The sequence below is a fragment of the Pseudomonas sp. Z18(2022) genome (assembly GCF_036346535.1).
Lineage (GTDB): Bacteria > Pseudomonadota > Gammaproteobacteria > Pseudomonadales > Pseudomonadaceae > Aquipseudomonas > Aquipseudomonas yamanorum_A.
This window is the reverse complement of record NZ_JAOTOA010000001.1, coordinates 122,894-137,455: the sequence shown is the minus strand read 5'-3', so window position 1 is coordinate 137,455 and position 14,562 is coordinate 122,894. Positions and strand designations below refer to the sequence as shown.

Here is a 14,562-nt window from a genome sequence, read left to right as displayed (position 1 = left end):
AAACCTCTATGACTTCGCTTTTCTTATCCCGGACGCCTCAGGCGGCCACCGGTCTGGAGCAACTCATCCTCGCTGTGGACCTCGGCACCTCCGGTTGCAAATGTGCCCTGGTTTCACTGGAAGGCGATATCCGGGCGTGGGCGTTTCACAGTGTGCCGCTGCATGTGAGCGGGTTGAGCGTCGAACAGGAACCGCAGGATTGGTGGAATGCTTTCCTGCGTGGCGCCAACGAACTGCTCAGCGCCGATCCAGTCCGGCGGCGCCAGGTGATCGCGGTGTGTTGCTCGACACAGGGCGAAGGCACTGTGTGTGTAGATCGGGACGGCGTGGCCATTGGACGTGCCATGTTGTGGCTGGACAAACGAGGGGCCGGCGCGGTGAAAAAACGCATGGGAGGAGGGCGGTTCAGCCTGGCTGGCTATGGACCGCTCAAGCTCTGGCGTTCATTACGCCTGACCGGTGGCGTGGCCTCGTTGTCCGGCATGGATGCCGCCGGGCACATGGCCTATATCGTCGATCACGAGCCGCAGCGCTATGAACGGACCTACAAGTTTCTCAACGTGCTCGACTATATGAACCTACGGCTGTCGGGTCGCTATTGTGCAACCAGCGACTCGATGTTGACCGCATGGATCACCGATAACCGCGACCCTCACCGCATCCGCTACGACGACGGGCTGGTCAAGGCACTGGGAATAGAGGCCGGCAAACTGCCTGAGCTTGTCCGCTCCACCGAAGTTATCGGCACGCTGCGCCCGGAGCTTGCTGAGACTCTCGGACTGGCGCGCACTACGCAAGTGGTGGCGGGTGCCGTCGACACCTCGGCGGTGGCCGTCGGCGCCAGCGTCAGCGATTTTGCTCCGCACCTCTATCTGGGCACCTCGTCGTGGGTGGGGGCTCACGTCCCTTTCAAGAAAACCAGCGTGCGTCACCACATAGCTGCGGTACCCAGTGCCGTCAACGGTCGCTACCTGGCGATGGCCATGCAGTCGGCGGCGGGCGCAAACCTTTCATTCCTGCGCGACAAGGTGCTGTACCACCCGGATGAGCTGCTCAGTGATGAACAGCAGCCGGACGTCTATGCCTTGCTTGACCGTATCGCCGCACGCGTGCCACCGGGGTCGAGAGGGTTGATCTACACACCCTGGCTGTGTGGTGAGCGCTCACCAATCAGTGATCCAAGCCTGCGCGCCGGTCTGTTCAATCTGAAGCTGGAGCACTCGCGGGAGGACATCATCCGCGCCTTCATGGAGGGAGTCGCCCTCAATACGCGCTGGATGTTCGAGCCGTTCGCGCGTTTTCTCGGCCAGCCCAGCGATGTGATCGTGGCCACCGGTGGCGGTGCCCAATCGGATGTGTGGTGCCAGATCATGGCTGACGTCTGTGGGCGCGTTATCCAGCAGCCGCAGAACGCCATCCAGACCAATGCACGCGGGGCGGCGTTCATTGCGGCGGTGGCGTTGGGCAAGCTGCAGTTCCACGACCTATCCAGCCTCAAGCGCCCCCATCGCCTGTTTGAGCCGTCCCGCGTGACCCGCGCGCTGTACGACGATCAATTCGCCACGTTCCAGGAGGTGCGTAAGCGCCTTGCGCCGCTTTACCGGCGACTGAACCCCATACAGGAGACGGCCTCATGAGTCATGTCCAAGAACAAATTGTCGAGCTCTCGCAGCATCTGTGTCACCGCGGCTTTTTTGCGGCCACGGGCGGCAATCTCGCGTTGCGCATCGACGCGCAGCACATCGCTGTCACGCCGTCTGCGACTGACTATTTCACCATGCTCCCCGAGGATGTCTGCGTGCTGCGCCTCAAGGATCTGGCGCAGCTCTCCGGTGACCGTGCCCCAACGGTTGAAAGCGGGCTACATGCAAAAATCCTGCGGGCGCGCCCGGATGTGCAGTGCAGCATCCACACGCATCAGCCCGTAGCCAGTGCTTGCACCTTGCTCGGTGAACCCATGGATGTGCCCAACCCTGAACTGTGGGATTCCTTGGGTAAACACATTCCCCTGGTCGGGTACGCGCCTTCAGGGTCCAGCTGGCTGGCCGGCAAGTTCGGCCGGGCCATTCGTTGGGATTACAACGCGTACCTGATGCGCAACCACGGGGTGTTGTGCTGTGGCCCGGATGTCGAGACAACTCTGTTGCGCCTCGAGGACCTCGAGACCTTTTGCCGTGACTACCTGTTACGCCAAATCACCGAACAGTCCCGTCATAAATCACAGTCACCTGCCGCCGTGGCACGCCTGGTCGAGGCCCTGGTGCGTTCCAGCGCTGTCGATGCTCACCCTTCTTCCGAGACTCCATCATGAACAAGCCTCTTGATCCCATCACATTGCCTGCTGCGGCAGACTCAGCGGTTTCGCAATGGCCTGATGTCGACTCGCTCTATCGACGGTTCGATGCGCTGGTCAAACAACCGATTCGCCCATTGAAGCGCGAAGCACTAAGCAAGGTGATGGGTTACTTCGACGAGCGTTGCCAGGGGTCGAGGCGGCTGGCTGAGGAGGCGAAAAAATTTATACCGGGAGGCGTACAGCACAACCTGGCATTCAACCACCCATTCCCTCTCGCCATCGCCCAGGCCAAAGGCGCGCACCTGACCGATGTGGACGGCAACCGCTATATCGATTTTCTGCAGGCCGGTGGACCAACCCTGTTGGGCTCCAGCCATCCGGCCATTCGTGAGCAAGTCAATCGGGTACTCGATGAGTGCGGTCCGGTCACCGGCCTGCTCCATGAATATGAGGTGAAGTTGGCGCAGTTGGTCTGCGAAGTGATGCCCGGCGTCGATATGGTGCGCCTGTTGGGTTCCGGCACCGAGGCCGTCATGGCGGCGGTGCGTCTGGCGCGTGCTTACACTCGCAAGAAATGGGTGATAAAGATCGGTGGTGCTTATCACGGCTGGAGTGACCAGTTGGTGTATGGCATGCGCTTGCCGGGCACCGGCCGTATGGAGGCCGTCGGTATTCCACGTGGCGCCACGGCGCACACTCAGGAGAGCCCGCCGAATAACCTGGACGCGTTGCGTCGGCGCTTGCAGATCAATCGCCTGCGCGGCGGCACGGCGGCGATCATGGTGGAACCCTTTGGCCCGGAAAGCGGCACGCGTCCGGTGCACCCGGACTTCAACCGCCAACTGCGCAAGCTGTGCGACGAGTTCGACACGTTGCTGATCTTCGACGAAGTGGTCACCGGTTTTCGTGCGGGATTGGGTGGTGCGCAAGGTTATTTCAACGTGATGCCGGACATCACCGTACTGGGTAAATGCCTGACCGGTGGCTACCCGATGGCGGGTGCAATTGGTGGACGCAGGGATGTCATGCAACTGCTCGCCGGCGGTATCGGCACCTCTGCACGACGGGCCTTTGTCGGCGGCACATTGTCGGCCAACCCGTTGTCCTGCGTGGCGGGCTACTACGCCTTGATCGAGGCGCGCAAACTGAATGCGCCGGCGTTGGCGGGACGCGCGGGTGACCGTATGCGCAAGGGGCTGGACGAAATCATTAACCGCCGTGGCTTACCGTATGTGGCCTATAACATGGGCTCGATCGTGCATCTGCAAACCTCAGGCGTGTTGTTGCTGGATACCAGCAACCCGCTCAAGTTGCTGCGTGCACGTAACGAAGCCAAGTCGCGCAAGCACATGATGGAAGAAATGGGGGCTGCTTATACGGCCCACGGGCTGATCACGCTGGCCGGCAGTCGGATCTATACCAGCCTGGCTGATACCGACGACGTCATCGACGACGCGCTCGAGCGATTCGACGCCGTTTTTCAACTGGTGTGAGGTGAGCGTGATGCAGGCTGTACTGCGGCAACAATGGCTGGAAATCCGGCAACGGCTGGTGGGTCTGGTGCAGGAAGGGAGCAGTTTTTCCTTGCGCATACCGGGCGAGCAAAGCATGTGGTGGGGCCAGTTGGATGACTTGGCCCCCACTCATGTCGATTGGCCGGTGCATGTGCTGGGTGACAGCCAGACCCACCACGCGATCTACCGTGCCCGGAGTGACGTCGGCGCCATTTTGCTGGGCGGAGGGGACTTCGCCCAGCGCTTGGCAGACTTTGGCGGGGTCATGCCCATTCTGTTTGATGAGCAGGCACGGCATATTGGCCACATGGGTGCGCCGGCGGCGTCAGTCCACGACATTCCCGGTACCTTGCAGCGGGGCGGCAATGCTGTGTTGATCAAGGGCGTGCCCGCGACCCTGGGCACCACCGGTACCCGGATGGCGATGAATGCGCAGCTGTTTGAAAAGTGCGCCAAGGCGTTCACCCTCGCCAAGGCCTCCGGTGCCAAGATGACACTGCTGCCTTGGTGGGTAGTGCGAGTTGCCAACAGCCGACTGATGAAAGATGAGCAACGTGCAACGCAATGTTTTGCCCGAGGCGAGATTCCGCCCGAGAACCGTGGTTACTGAAAACCCTTCAAGAGGTGTAACGCCATGCACATGTCGTCCGCTGTTTCCCGTAAACACCTGAGTGTCGCCTTGGCGCTGGGCTCGATCGCCGTGCTGATGGTGGGGCTGCAACCCTTGTTGCTGGGAGAGTTGCTGGCGCAAAACCGCCTGTCACTTGAGGGCGTCGGCTTGGTTGCAATGGGCGAAATTCTCTCGTTGGGGCTGGGTGTCGTCCTGGGCGATTTATTGCGCTCCGTGTTCAGCCTACGCCAGCTTACCGTCGTCGCTATCCTGGCGGCATCGGGTATGGACCTGGTTACGGCCAATACCACCGGGGATGGCCCACTGGCAGTGGCGCGGGCCTTGGCCGGCCTGGCCGAAGGTTTGCTGTTATGGGGCACCGTGAACCTGATCGTCCAAGGCCCGGCACCTGACCGCGTGGCGGGGCTGTTCATGGTGGTGCAAACCCTTGGCCAGGCCTTGGTGGCTGCGGTGTTGGCGTATTGGGTCCTGCCTATTCAGAGCACCTCCTCTTATGGTTTTGTGTTCATGGGTACGCTGACGGCAGCTTCTTTGTTGTTGGTCCGGTGGCAACCCATTCGGCTGGCCAATCAGCAAGCACAGCGAACGGATGATGCCGGGTTCGGTTGGGGTCTTAATCACCTGTTATTGCTCGGGCTGGTCTTCATGCAGCTCAGCGCGATTGGTGGGCTTTGGGCTTATCTTGAGCCGTTAAGCAAATACGTGGGGCTTGATGCGCAAAACGCACAATTGCTGATCTCCGGTACCTTGCTCATGCAGGTATTGGGCGGCTGCCTGGGGATCGTCCTGGTACGCCGGGTCTCGGACTTTTCGTTGTTGGCCGTCGCCGCCTTGTTGTTGGGCGGCATCGCGCTGGGTATGTATTTTTCTGCGGATATGGGCGTCAGGGTATTTCTGGTGCTGTGCGGCGCGTTTGGCCTGGTCTGGCTGATGCTGACACCCTTCCAGGTACGTATTGCTCTGCAACTTGATCCTTCGGGGCGAGTTGCCGCGTTGGTGCCGGGCATGCAGCTGTTGGGGTGCGCTTTCGGGCCTTTGATGGCGTCACAATGGGTGGTGGGGGAGAACGCCGAGTACGTGCTGTTGGTCAGTGCTGTGTTCTCGCTGATTGCATTGACGTTGGTCGGCTTGCTTCGCCGGTGCCCGGCAAGCAAGCGCGTCAGCTTTGCACGCAAAGTGGTCTTGGTGGTGGGGGCGTCCTCAGGCATGGGGCGCGCACTGGCGGTGCGTCTGGCGCAGGAAGGCGCCTGGGTTGTGGCCACGGCCCGGCGCAAGGAGCTGTTGAATGACCTGCAACTGGAAATAACGCTCCAGGGTGGCAAATGCATGGTCTCGGCAGTGGACGCCTTGGATGAGCATGCGGCGGCCGATCTGGTGGGTGAAATTGTCGAGCTGTACGGTCGTCTGGATGTGGTCGTACTCAATGCCGGCGGCGCACCTGCGTTGGATATGCGTGAGATGAATGCGTCCGACGTCACTTCGTATATGCGCTCGAACTATGATGTGGTGGTCAATTATCTGTTCCCCGCCCTGGAGCATATGAGTCGCCAGGGGCATGGTTTTGTCGTGCACACCAATTCACTGGCGGGGTTCCTGGGGGTGACGTTGCAGGGGCCATATAGCGCCGCTAAGGGCGCACTGCGCCTGTTGATTGATACATGTCGCATTGAGTTTGGTAACAGAGGTATTCGCTTTCTATCGCTCTACCCAGGTTTTGTCGCCACCGCGCAAACCGCAAACGATGGCATGCCAGCACCGCTGGAAATTTCCGAAGCGGCAGCCGTCGATCACATGCTCTACGCGATGCGCAGCCAGCGCTGGGACTACTTGTTTCCTTGGCCGATGAGGTGGCTGATCCGTTTGGCCAGAGTTCTGCCCAAACCGATCACGCTCTGGGTATTGCGTCGAGAGTTGCCCGTGCTGGCCAATGACAGCAGCGCATCTTCACCCGTGATCGCCTTCAAGAATACCTCGGCATAAAGTCTGACATCAGGTGGTGCGCTGCGTATTCGGCAACGCACCCGTCCAGCGTTTGAAGGCGCGCCTGAAGCCCCGTGCGTCGCTAAAGCCAATGATGTGCGCAATGTCAGCTATCGACATACGGGTGTTTTGCAGTAAGTCACAAGCACGCTCGTGCCTGACTCGATCCAGCAGCCCGCTGTACGTCACGCCCAGGTCCGTCAGGCGACGACGCAGGGTACGCTCACTCATGTTGAGCGCCTTGGAAAAGGTCTGTAGCGCTTCAGGATCGTCGAGGTTGAGGCGGATATGACTGGAGAGGGTTTCGATCAAATCATTTCGTGAATCGCCTCTGTTCATCAGCTGATCCAATTTCGCCCGCAATGGTCCACACGCCATGTCGTCATAATCCGGCAGGCGTGCGTTCAACCAATGGGCTTCGCAGATCAAGCGATTTTTCCCGGCCATGAATTTTATCGGGCAACGAAATTCGCGCCGATAGGCCTGGGCATAATTCGGGCGAGCGTACGACAACTCTACCCTGAGAGGGTTGAAGGCTGGCCCGACAAGCCGCCTTACCACGGACACCGCGCTCGCAAAGGCCTCTTCGATCAAGAAGGGCTCAATTTCCAGATCAAACACTTTGGGTTTGACCTCAATGATGAACTCATTGGGATGGACGCAGGCACGGTGCTCCAGTAACGCTCCGGTATCACCTTGGTGTTCGAGACCGTAGGTGATGGCTTCACCCAGCGTTTTACAGGTCAGCATGGCCAGGCCCGCCAACCCCCACGACACCGGGGTCTGACGCGCGCCGGTAGATAGGCCCAGCGCAGGGTCCTTGACCACTCGCTGCGTTCGAGTAATCAGCATTCGGGTTTGCCGATAAGACAAGCGCATGTCCAGATCAAGCAGTTCGGCATAACCGAACCCGAGCCCGCGACAAATGCGCTCTGTCGAGAGCCCGCTTTCCATTAACAGGCTGAACAACGCCCGCGCGACGTTGGGAACCACCACCGCTTCATTTTGTTGGGGATGCTGCTTCCAGTGCTGGGCAGCGGCTGCGGGTTCTAACATAGATCACACGCTCTCCATCAGAATGAGTCTGTAGACGATACCTTTCGGTCAGTAATCTAGCACCTCCCTTTCTGCTATTGCGGGCATAGCGGGTGATTTCCTGTGCGCGCAGCTTATCTGTCCTCCATGGTCCCCTGAATGGCCGCGAAAGGCTCATCGAAAGCATCGACTTCCCTTTAGATTTCGGTTCAACACTGAACTGGATATCCAAGGAAAGCGCTATGAAATTAGAACAAGACGCAGCGATTATCGACCGAGGAAATAGCGCCTGCATTATTGGCGCCGGGCCTGGTGGGCTGAGTGCCGCACGCGCACTCAAAGCAAAGAAAATTACGTATGACCAGTTCGAGCGGCATTCGGATGTTGGAGGGATTTGGGATATCACCAATGTCGGTACACCGATGTACGATTCGGCGCATTTTATCTCGTCCAGGGATCTGTCGGGATTCGTCGGGTTTCCAATGCCCAGGGACTTTCCGGAATACCCCTCCCACCGTCAAATCGCGCACTATCTCAGGAGCTTCGCTGCAGCATTCGGGCTGCGTGAGTCTATTCAGTTCAGTACAACGGTGACCCTGATTAGAAAGGATCCTGACGGGCACTGGTCCGTCAGCCTGAGTGATGGTTCTACACGGCGATACCGTTGGATCGTGTTAGCGACCGGGACAAACTGGAAGCCCAACCTGCCAGCGTTTCGTGGTGAGTTCAATGGGGAAATACGTCATTCCAACTCGTTTCAATCCGGATCGGAATTCCAAGGCAAGAACGTGTTGGTGGTGGGCGCGGGAAATTCTGGCGCGGACATTTCCTGCGAGGCCGCCATTCACGCAAAACAAGCCTTTATCAGCATGCGCCGTGGTTACTATTTCATTCCCAAGCATGTGTTTGGTGTACCTGCCGATGTGTTTGGTGAAAATGGGCCGCACCTCCCTTTGTGGCTGGCCAGGCCTGTCTTCAAGTTCTTATTGAAGCTGCTTGTGGGAGACCTGACACGATGGGGCTTACCGAAGCCTGATCATCGTTTGTTCGAGACCCACCCGATCGTGAACTCGCAACTGCTGCATCATCTTCAGCACGGCAATATTGCGGTGCGTAAAAACATCGACCGGCTGGAGGGTGATGTCGTCATTTTTTCAGATGGTGCACGCGAAAAAATCGACTTGATTCTTTGTGCCACAGGGTTCAAATGGGGCGCTGAATGCGCTGCGCAGTTTTTCGAATGGAAGCATGGCAGGCCCCTGCTTTATCTGTCGATGTTCAGCCGCACTCACCGTAACCTCTGCGCCATCGGTTACCTCGACCAGAACTCCAGTGCTTTCAAGCTTTTCGATACCCAGGCGCTCACCCTGGCTGCGTATTTTCGGGCGCAGCTGGATGGGCTCGACACCGCGCGCCAATTCGATCAATTGATTCAGAGCGACGAGCCGGACCTCAGTGGCGGGATTCAGTTTGTTCAATCTGACCGGCATGCGGTTTATCTGGATGCTCGGTCCTTCACTGCTTACCTGGAGACGCTACGCACACGCATGCATTGGCCGCGCTTGACTGAAGATATGTATGCAGCCATCAAGCTCGATCAGCCTTTTCCAAAGAGCGCTGCTCCTGTGGTTCATGAAGTGCTGGGGGAGAGTCTGCATGGCAAGTAATACGTCATTTACGGGCTGGACAGCGCTGATTACGGGAGGCGCCGGTGGGTTGGGGCGGGCGATCGCGGCGGCGCTGATCGCCCGCGGTGTCAAATGCGTGCTGGTCGATATTGATGCAGTGCGCCTGGCCGAGGCCGCCACTGCCCTCGGGTCCCAGGCATTGACCTATCAGGCGGACCTTACCGATCGTGAAGCGCTTGGGGGGCTGGTGAACTATGTGAGTAGGGAGATCGGTCGCCTCGATCTGCTGGTCAATAACGCCGGGATATTAAGCAATATTCCATTCGAAACCAGGCCAATTGTATCGATTGCGCGTGAAGTCCAGCTCAATATGATGGTTCCTTTGGAACTGTGTCAGGCGTTTCTACCCTTGTTGCAACAAGCCAGTGACGGACGGGTTATTTCAATTGTTTCCTTAGGGGGATTATTTCCCATGCCGGAAACATGCATTTATTCGGCAACAAAATTTGGCCTGCGTGGCGCCATGCTTTGCTTGGGGTTGGATGGCAAACGCTTAGGCGTAAAATTCACCATTGTGAATCCGTCCGCGACGGAAACGCCGATGCTGATGCGTGAGGCCATTGAAAATGGCAACAAGATGCAGTTTATGGACCCGCCTCAAATGCCCGCAGACGTGGCTAAAACCGTCATCAAAGCGCTGGAAAAACCTCGGCTGGAACTGTTCGTTCGTCCCAGTGAATCCTGGACTGCGCGGTTAGCCATGCTGGTGCCGGGAATTTTACCGTACATATTGCCCTTGTTCCGGCGCAAGAGCGAAAAGGGCCATCGCAACTACGTCGTGTCGCTCGAGCAGCGAGGGTTGATAACCAGAGATGGTGAAGGCTGGCGCCTGAAATGAGCGAAGGGGCAGTAATATGAACAGAGCAGAGAAGGGCGAAGCAGTCGATGAGTTCTACAGGTTCTATCTGAGTGAACACCTGAATAGAACGTCACGTCGACTGCATTTTATCGGATCGACTCTTGCAGTCGTCCTGCTGGTGGTGGGCGTAGTAACCGGTGTGTGGTGGTTGCTGGTGCTGGCATTTATTGAGGCTTACACATTTGCCTGGGTCGGGCATTTTTTCTTCGAGAAAAACCGACCGGCCACTTTCAAGCACCCCTTGAAGAGTTTTGCTGGGGATTGGCGAATGTGGTGGGAAATACTGACGGGAAAAATACCGTTCTGACAGATGCTGGAAGATAGGCCGCCAGACGAAGTGTCTGGCCGGCCGGTGGATGAAGCAGTCTGCCGCTCATGAGGCCCACTCTACGCTCAGATGCGTGCCGACACCGGAAAGCAACGCAACATCACCATCACAAACGATGAACACGACGGATGTGCGCTCCGTCGCTGGGGCCGACAAGCGTCGCGCTGCTGAGAATGTCGTACCGACGCTCTGGAGTAAAACCGCGATGCCCTTTGGGTCATTCACCAGCGCCTTTATCCTCAAAAGCCGCTCGCCCAGCACGCTGGCAATGTTTTCCAACCAATCCTGTACATCTTCCCATTCCGGCTTGTCCAGCTGTGCATGAAGAACCTGGATGCGCGGATGCTGAACCCTTTGCGAGTCTATTGGCCGTGAGATGAAGGACTGAACATGCCGCTCGGTGGGTCCGCTGATACGGGCCCAATTCATTCGTTTGTGTGGTTCGATTTCATTGATGACGGTGGCGAACGGATTCAGCCGTTTGACGGATTCAACGCGATGAGCGCTTACTGTATTTGAAACCAGATCTCCCTTTGTCAGTACGATCACCTGTGCGGCTGCCAACTGTGCCAACTCTGCTTGCGCATCAATGCTAGAACCTATGTCACGGCTGCAATCGAGAGTTGAAACGACACTGACGCGCATACGCAGTTCTGCCAGTCCGGCCAATGAGCGCATAACGGGTCCTGGCTTTGAAAGCCCGCTGCACTCCAGGATGATACGCGCCAAGGGGGGCGAGCCAGATCTGGCCCGGCTAGCGATAAGTTCTTCTACCGTAAACACCAGGTCATTGGTCAGCGAGCAACAAACGCAGCCGTTGCTCAGCGTCGCCATCGGCAGGCCTTGGGCGGAGTCGGCCAAAATGGCCCCGTCAATGTTGATAGCACCGGCTTCATTGATGATCACCGCCGTCGAGCTCGCCATGTTTGGGGCGGTGATGACCGTTTCAAGCAGGGTTGTTTTACCGCTGCCCAGCGGGCCCGCAAGAATGATGAACTGGGTGAGTTCCCATGGCGTGCTGTGAGCGTCAGCGTTCATCACGGCTTTCTCTCTTCCAGGTGCGTGCGACCATGTCACGCACGTCAGCCAGGAGATCGGTCACCTCAAACAGGACCCCGGCTTTTATCGTGGTTTCAAGGGCACGATTCTGTTCCAGTGAGCGGGTGCTGTCGTTCAGCCGCAATGCACCGGTGCCATAAAGCAGTTTGAAATCCGTCATCGGATTTTGATTCAGGATAAGGATATCCGCTCTCTTTCCAGGTTCCAGCGTACCGGTTTCGTTGTCGATTCCTAGCAGCTCAGCGCCGTGCAGAGTGGCTGCGCGCAAGACCTCCTGGGGGGTGAAGCCGGCCTCTTGGAACAGCTCCAACTCCCGAATGAAACCAAAGCCGTAGATCTGGAACATGAATCCGGAGTCACTGCCCGGGCAGACACGCCCACCTCTGTTTTTGAACTCGTTCAGAAACTGCATCCAGATCGTGAAGCTTTCCTTCCACTCAAGCTCATTCTTGACCGACCATCGATAGAAATAGGCGCCGTGCCCGCCACGTTGCGGCTGAAAATAATTCCAGGTGGTGCTGTCGGTGTATTGGTCATGCCATTCCGCACGCCGCGCACGCATCAGGTCGCGATTGGCATCGTATACATTCATGGTGGGGACGAATGTATGGCCGGCCTCAAGAAACGCCTCCAACACCTGGTTCCATTTCGAGCTACCCGGCTTGGCCGCATGGAGGAAAGTTTGTCCGGCCGTGGCGAAGCGTAAGTACTCGTCGTTGTAGTTGTAGTCGTCGTCGATAAGGGCCAGCGTGCGCCCCTCCAATAACGCTTCCGGCAACCCATAGGAGTGCTCGGTACTGGTCAGGCCCCACTTGGCGGTGCGCAACGCATTCATTCGGCCGACCGATAGCTGGGCGTGGTGGCAGCACGTGCGCAAGCCCAGTTTCTGCGCTTCGTCGAGGGCCGCTTCCATGACCGCGGGGGAGGCGCCGAAGAACTTCACGCCGTCAGCCCCTTTGTCCTTTACCTGGCGCAGCCATTCACGGCCTTGTTCGGGTGTATGGATCGCTTTCAGGTAATCATTCACCGCCGGAAAATAGACATAGGCATACAGATGCGGCGCTGCAATGCGGTTTTGCGAAGACGCCAGCTTTTGCTCACAGGTCCATGCCAGTCCGTTCATGCACCCGGCTTCGCGCACCGACGTTACACCATGAGCCAGCCACAGCTTGTAGGCGTAATCGGCGGGAAGCATTTGGCCATTTTCGCCATGAAATGGCGTGCCGACATGCGCATGGCAATCGACAAAGCCCGGGGTGATGAACTTGCCGGTGCAATTGATTTCATGGTCGCCACTGGCGGGCCGTCTCATGGGGTTGATGGGCAGTCCGGGCACGCCAACGGCCGCGATTTCAACAATGCGCTCACCTTCGATCACAACGTCGGCAGGCCCCCAGGGCGGGGCGCCTGTACCGTCAATCACGGTGGCCCCACGCAACACGAGGCGCTGGAAGGGGCCGTGCCCCCGATCATTGGTCGTGGCAGGTACGACTTGGCCAAGCCCTTTTTTCGCAAAGCCTGCGACCATCTCTTCGCCGACTTCGATGGCGGGGGTTACAAGGTCTTTCACTGAATCCTCCCGGCGCCTCGCCCTTTCAGCCCACGCTGTGCATGGGGAGGGGGCGGGCTCAGATTGTTATTGAGGCACGTCATTAGAGCGTGTTGTCAGCATAGATTCGCGCCGCTGGCGGGTTCTCCTATTTCAGGTGCTATTGCAGCAGTTTTTTTTCCTACTTGGCTCAGGTGACGCAGGTGTCGCCCAAGTGGGCCAAATGCATACCCCCCCCCAACAACAAGATGGGCACGGCTTTTTCACTTGCGCGAATAGCTGAAAGCTCGGAGGCGTTATGACTACAGCACCGCTAGCATTCCATTCCCAGGCACACGGATCGATGCGCCGCAAGGCCATCGTGGCCACCGTATTGGGCAATGGTTTTGAGTGGTTTGACTTTATGGTGTATGGCTTCTTTGCCATCACCATCGGCAAGCTTTTTTTCCCCACCGGCAATGACGTCACCTCGCTGATGCTCTCTGCCGCCACCTTCGGCGTCGGCTTCCTGGTGCGCCCCATAGGCGGAGTGCTCATCGGCATCTATTCGGACCGTTACGGAAGAAAAGGCGCGCTGTCCCTGACGATCATTCTGATGGGGATAGGCACAGCCCTTATCGGGCTGGCACCTACTTACTCGCAAATCGGCATGGCGGCGCCCTGCATCATCGTATTTGCCAGGCTGCTGCAGGGGATTTCCGCGGGCGGCGAAATGGGGACCGCCACGGCGTACCTGACCGAACACGCTCCGGCGGGCAAAAAGGCCTACTACTCCAGCTGGATCCAGACCAGTATCGGTTTTGCCGTGCTGGTGGGGGCCTGTTTCGGCACAGGCATTACCCTCAACCTGAGCCCGGAGCAGGTCGAGAGCTGGGGCTGGCGCATTCCGTTTCTATTCGGCTTGTTGATTGGCCCTATTGGTTATTTTATTCGCCGCAACCTGGATGAGTCGCCTGCATTTCTGGAGGCGGGTGACAAATCCGAGACGCCCTTCAAGGACGTGATTCGGGAGTACCCCAAGCAGGCCTTTGCCAGTTTCGCCATGGTGGTGCTCTGGACGGTGTGCATTTACGTCATTCTGTTCTATATGCCGACCTACTCGGTGAGGGTCCTGCAACTGCCGCAATCAGCGTCCTTCATGGCTGCGATTGTCGGCGGGACAGTGATCTCGATCTGCTCACCGATTACCGGCTGGTTGTCGGACAAAGTGGGGCGCAAATGGCTACTGGGCGGCGCGTCTGCTGCGATGCTGGTGTTGGCCTGGCCGCTGTTCAATATGATCGTTTCGCAGCCGTCATTGCAGACGCTGTGCATTTTCCAGGCGGTGTTCGGGCTGTTGATCGCGACCTACACGGGGCCGATATTGGCGGCGTTGTCTGAAACGTTCCCGACCAAAGTGCTTTCTACCGGGCTGTCGGTGGCCTACAACCTGGCGGTCATGACGTTTGGAGGTTTCGCTTCGCTGATTTTGACGTGGTTGATTCAAACGACGGGCACCGCAACCGCACCCGCCTTTTATGTGATGTTCGCCGCTGCTTTCAGCTTCCTTGGCGTCATGCTGGGGTATCGCCAGCCCAAATAACGCCTGTTCGTTGCTGGGCGGGCTGCGTTATGCGATCGGCC

General features: G+C 58.2%; 12 protein-coding genes. 9 read left to right on the top strand and 3 right to left on the bottom strand.

Annotated elements, in window-relative coordinates:
* Positions 1–8: 8 nt before the first annotated feature.
* The 5 genes from V3W39_RS00575 (at position 9) to V3W39_RS00555 (ending at position 6,421) form a co-directional block, all read left to right on the top strand.
* Positions 9–1,637 carry a xylulokinase gene (locus V3W39_RS00575; protein ID WP_330211930.1) on the top strand — a complete coding sequence of 543 codons (1,629 nt, stop codon included), beginning with the start codon at positions 9–11 and terminating at the stop codon, positions 1,635–1,637.
* Positions 1,634–2,311: a class II aldolase/adducin family protein gene (locus V3W39_RS00570; RefSeq protein WP_330211929.1), complete on the top strand. Its 678-nt coding sequence runs from the start codon at positions 1,634–1,636 to the stop codon at positions 2,309–2,311. Before V3W39_RS00575 ends, V3W39_RS00570 begins: the two co-directional genes overlap by 4 nt.
* Positions 2,308–3,789: an aspartate aminotransferase family protein gene (locus V3W39_RS00565; protein WP_330211928.1), complete on the top strand. Its 1,482-nt coding sequence runs from the start codon at positions 2,308–2,310 to the stop codon at positions 3,787–3,789. Before V3W39_RS00570 ends, V3W39_RS00565 begins: the two co-directional genes overlap by 4 nt.
* A gap of 10 nt (positions 3,790–3,799) precedes the next feature.
* A complete protein-coding gene (locus tag V3W39_RS00560; RefSeq protein WP_330211927.1) occupies positions 3,800–4,420 on the top strand; it encodes a hypothetical protein in 621 nt (206 codons plus the stop codon).
* Between the two features lie 69 nt (positions 4,421–4,489).
* Complete coding sequence (locus V3W39_RS00555; RefSeq protein WP_330211926.1) at positions 4,490–6,421, top strand: SDR family NAD(P)-dependent oxidoreductase; 1,932 nt, start codon at positions 4,490–4,492, stop codon at positions 6,419–6,421.
* A 9-nt stretch (positions 6,422–6,430) separates the two neighbouring features.
* Here V3W39_RS00555 and V3W39_RS00550 read toward each other — a convergent pair whose 3' ends face one another.
* A complete protein-coding gene (locus tag V3W39_RS00550; protein ID WP_330211925.1) occupies positions 6,431–7,477 on the bottom strand; it encodes an AraC family transcriptional regulator in 1,047 nt (348 codons plus the stop codon).
* 221 nt (positions 7,478–7,698) lie between these two features.
* On the opposite strand from V3W39_RS00550, the gene V3W39_RS00545 reads away from it, so the two are divergent.
* From V3W39_RS00545 to V3W39_RS00535, 3 genes are read left to right on the top strand one after another with little or no spacing between them, the layout of a single operon-like run.
* Positions 7,699–9,123, top strand: a complete 1,425-nt coding sequence (locus tag V3W39_RS00545) for a flavin-containing monooxygenase (RefSeq protein WP_330211924.1) — start codon at positions 7,699–7,701, stop codon at positions 9,121–9,123.
* Positions 9,113–9,982: an SDR family NAD(P)-dependent oxidoreductase gene (locus tag V3W39_RS00540; RefSeq protein WP_330211923.1), complete on the top strand. Its 870-nt coding sequence runs from the start codon at positions 9,113–9,115 to the stop codon at positions 9,980–9,982. The genes V3W39_RS00545 and V3W39_RS00540 overlap by 11 nt, the downstream gene beginning before the upstream one ends.
* A 16-nt stretch (positions 9,983–9,998) precedes the next feature.
* Positions 9,999–10,310 carry a DUF962 domain-containing protein gene (locus V3W39_RS00535; RefSeq protein WP_330211922.1) on the top strand — a complete coding sequence of 104 codons (312 nt, stop codon included), beginning with the start codon at positions 9,999–10,001 and terminating at the stop codon, positions 10,308–10,310.
* 66 nt (positions 10,311–10,376) lie between these two features.
* On the opposite strand, the gene V3W39_RS00530 is transcribed toward V3W39_RS00535, so the two are convergent.
* Together V3W39_RS00530 and V3W39_RS00525 are read right to left on the bottom strand one after the other, a co-directional pair.
* The gene (locus V3W39_RS00530) at positions 10,377–11,369 is read right to left on the bottom strand and encodes a CobW family GTP-binding protein (RefSeq protein WP_330211921.1); all 993 of its coding nucleotides are present in this window, start codon (positions 11,367–11,369) and stop codon (positions 10,377–10,379) included.
* Positions 11,359–12,960: an amidohydrolase family protein gene (locus V3W39_RS00525; RefSeq protein ID WP_330211920.1), complete on the bottom strand. Its 1,602-nt coding sequence runs from the start codon at positions 12,958–12,960 to the stop codon at positions 11,359–11,361. Before V3W39_RS00525 ends, V3W39_RS00530 begins: the two co-directional genes overlap by 11 nt.
* Before the next feature lie 322 nt (positions 12,961–13,282).
* Here V3W39_RS00525 and V3W39_RS00520 point away from each other — a divergent pair, with 322 nt between their 5' ends.
* Positions 13,283–14,521, top strand: coding sequence for an MFS transporter (locus V3W39_RS00520; protein ID WP_152748504.1), 1,239 nt, complete (start codon positions 13,283–13,285; stop codon positions 14,519–14,521).
* Positions 14,522–14,562: the final 41 nt, after the last annotated feature.

Coding starts and splice junctions, on each gene's coding strand:
- V3W39_RS00575 (WP_330211930.1), top strand. CDS start 9: ATGACTTCGCTTTTCTTATCCCGGACGCCTCAGGCGGCCACCGGTCTG.
- V3W39_RS00570 (WP_330211929.1), top strand. CDS start 1,634: ATGAGTCATGTCCAAGAACAAATTGTCGAGCTCTCGCAGCATCTGTGT.
- V3W39_RS00565 (WP_330211928.1), top strand. CDS start 2,308: ATGAACAAGCCTCTTGATCCCATCACATTGCCTGCTGCGGCAGACTCA.
- V3W39_RS00560 (WP_330211927.1), top strand. CDS start 3,800: ATGCAGGCTGTACTGCGGCAACAATGGCTGGAAATCCGGCAACGGCTG.
- V3W39_RS00550 (WP_330211925.1), bottom strand. CDS start 7,477: ATGTTAGAACCCGCAGCCGCTGCCCAGCACTGGAAGCAGCATCCCCAA.
- V3W39_RS00545 (WP_330211924.1), top strand. CDS start 7,699: ATGAAATTAGAACAAGACGCAGCGATTATCGACCGAGGAAATAGCGCC.
- V3W39_RS00540 (WP_330211923.1), top strand. CDS start 9,113: ATGGCAAGTAATACGTCATTTACGGGCTGGACAGCGCTGATTACGGGA.
- V3W39_RS00535 (WP_330211922.1), top strand. CDS start 9,999: ATGAACAGAGCAGAGAAGGGCGAAGCAGTCGATGAGTTCTACAGGTTC.
- V3W39_RS00530 (WP_330211921.1), bottom strand. CDS start 11,369: ATGAACGCTGACGCTCACAGCACGCCATGGGAACTCACCCAGTTCATC.
- V3W39_RS00520 (WP_152748504.1), top strand. CDS start 13,283: ATGCGCCGCAAGGCCATCGTGGCCACCGTATTGGGCAATGGTTTTGAG.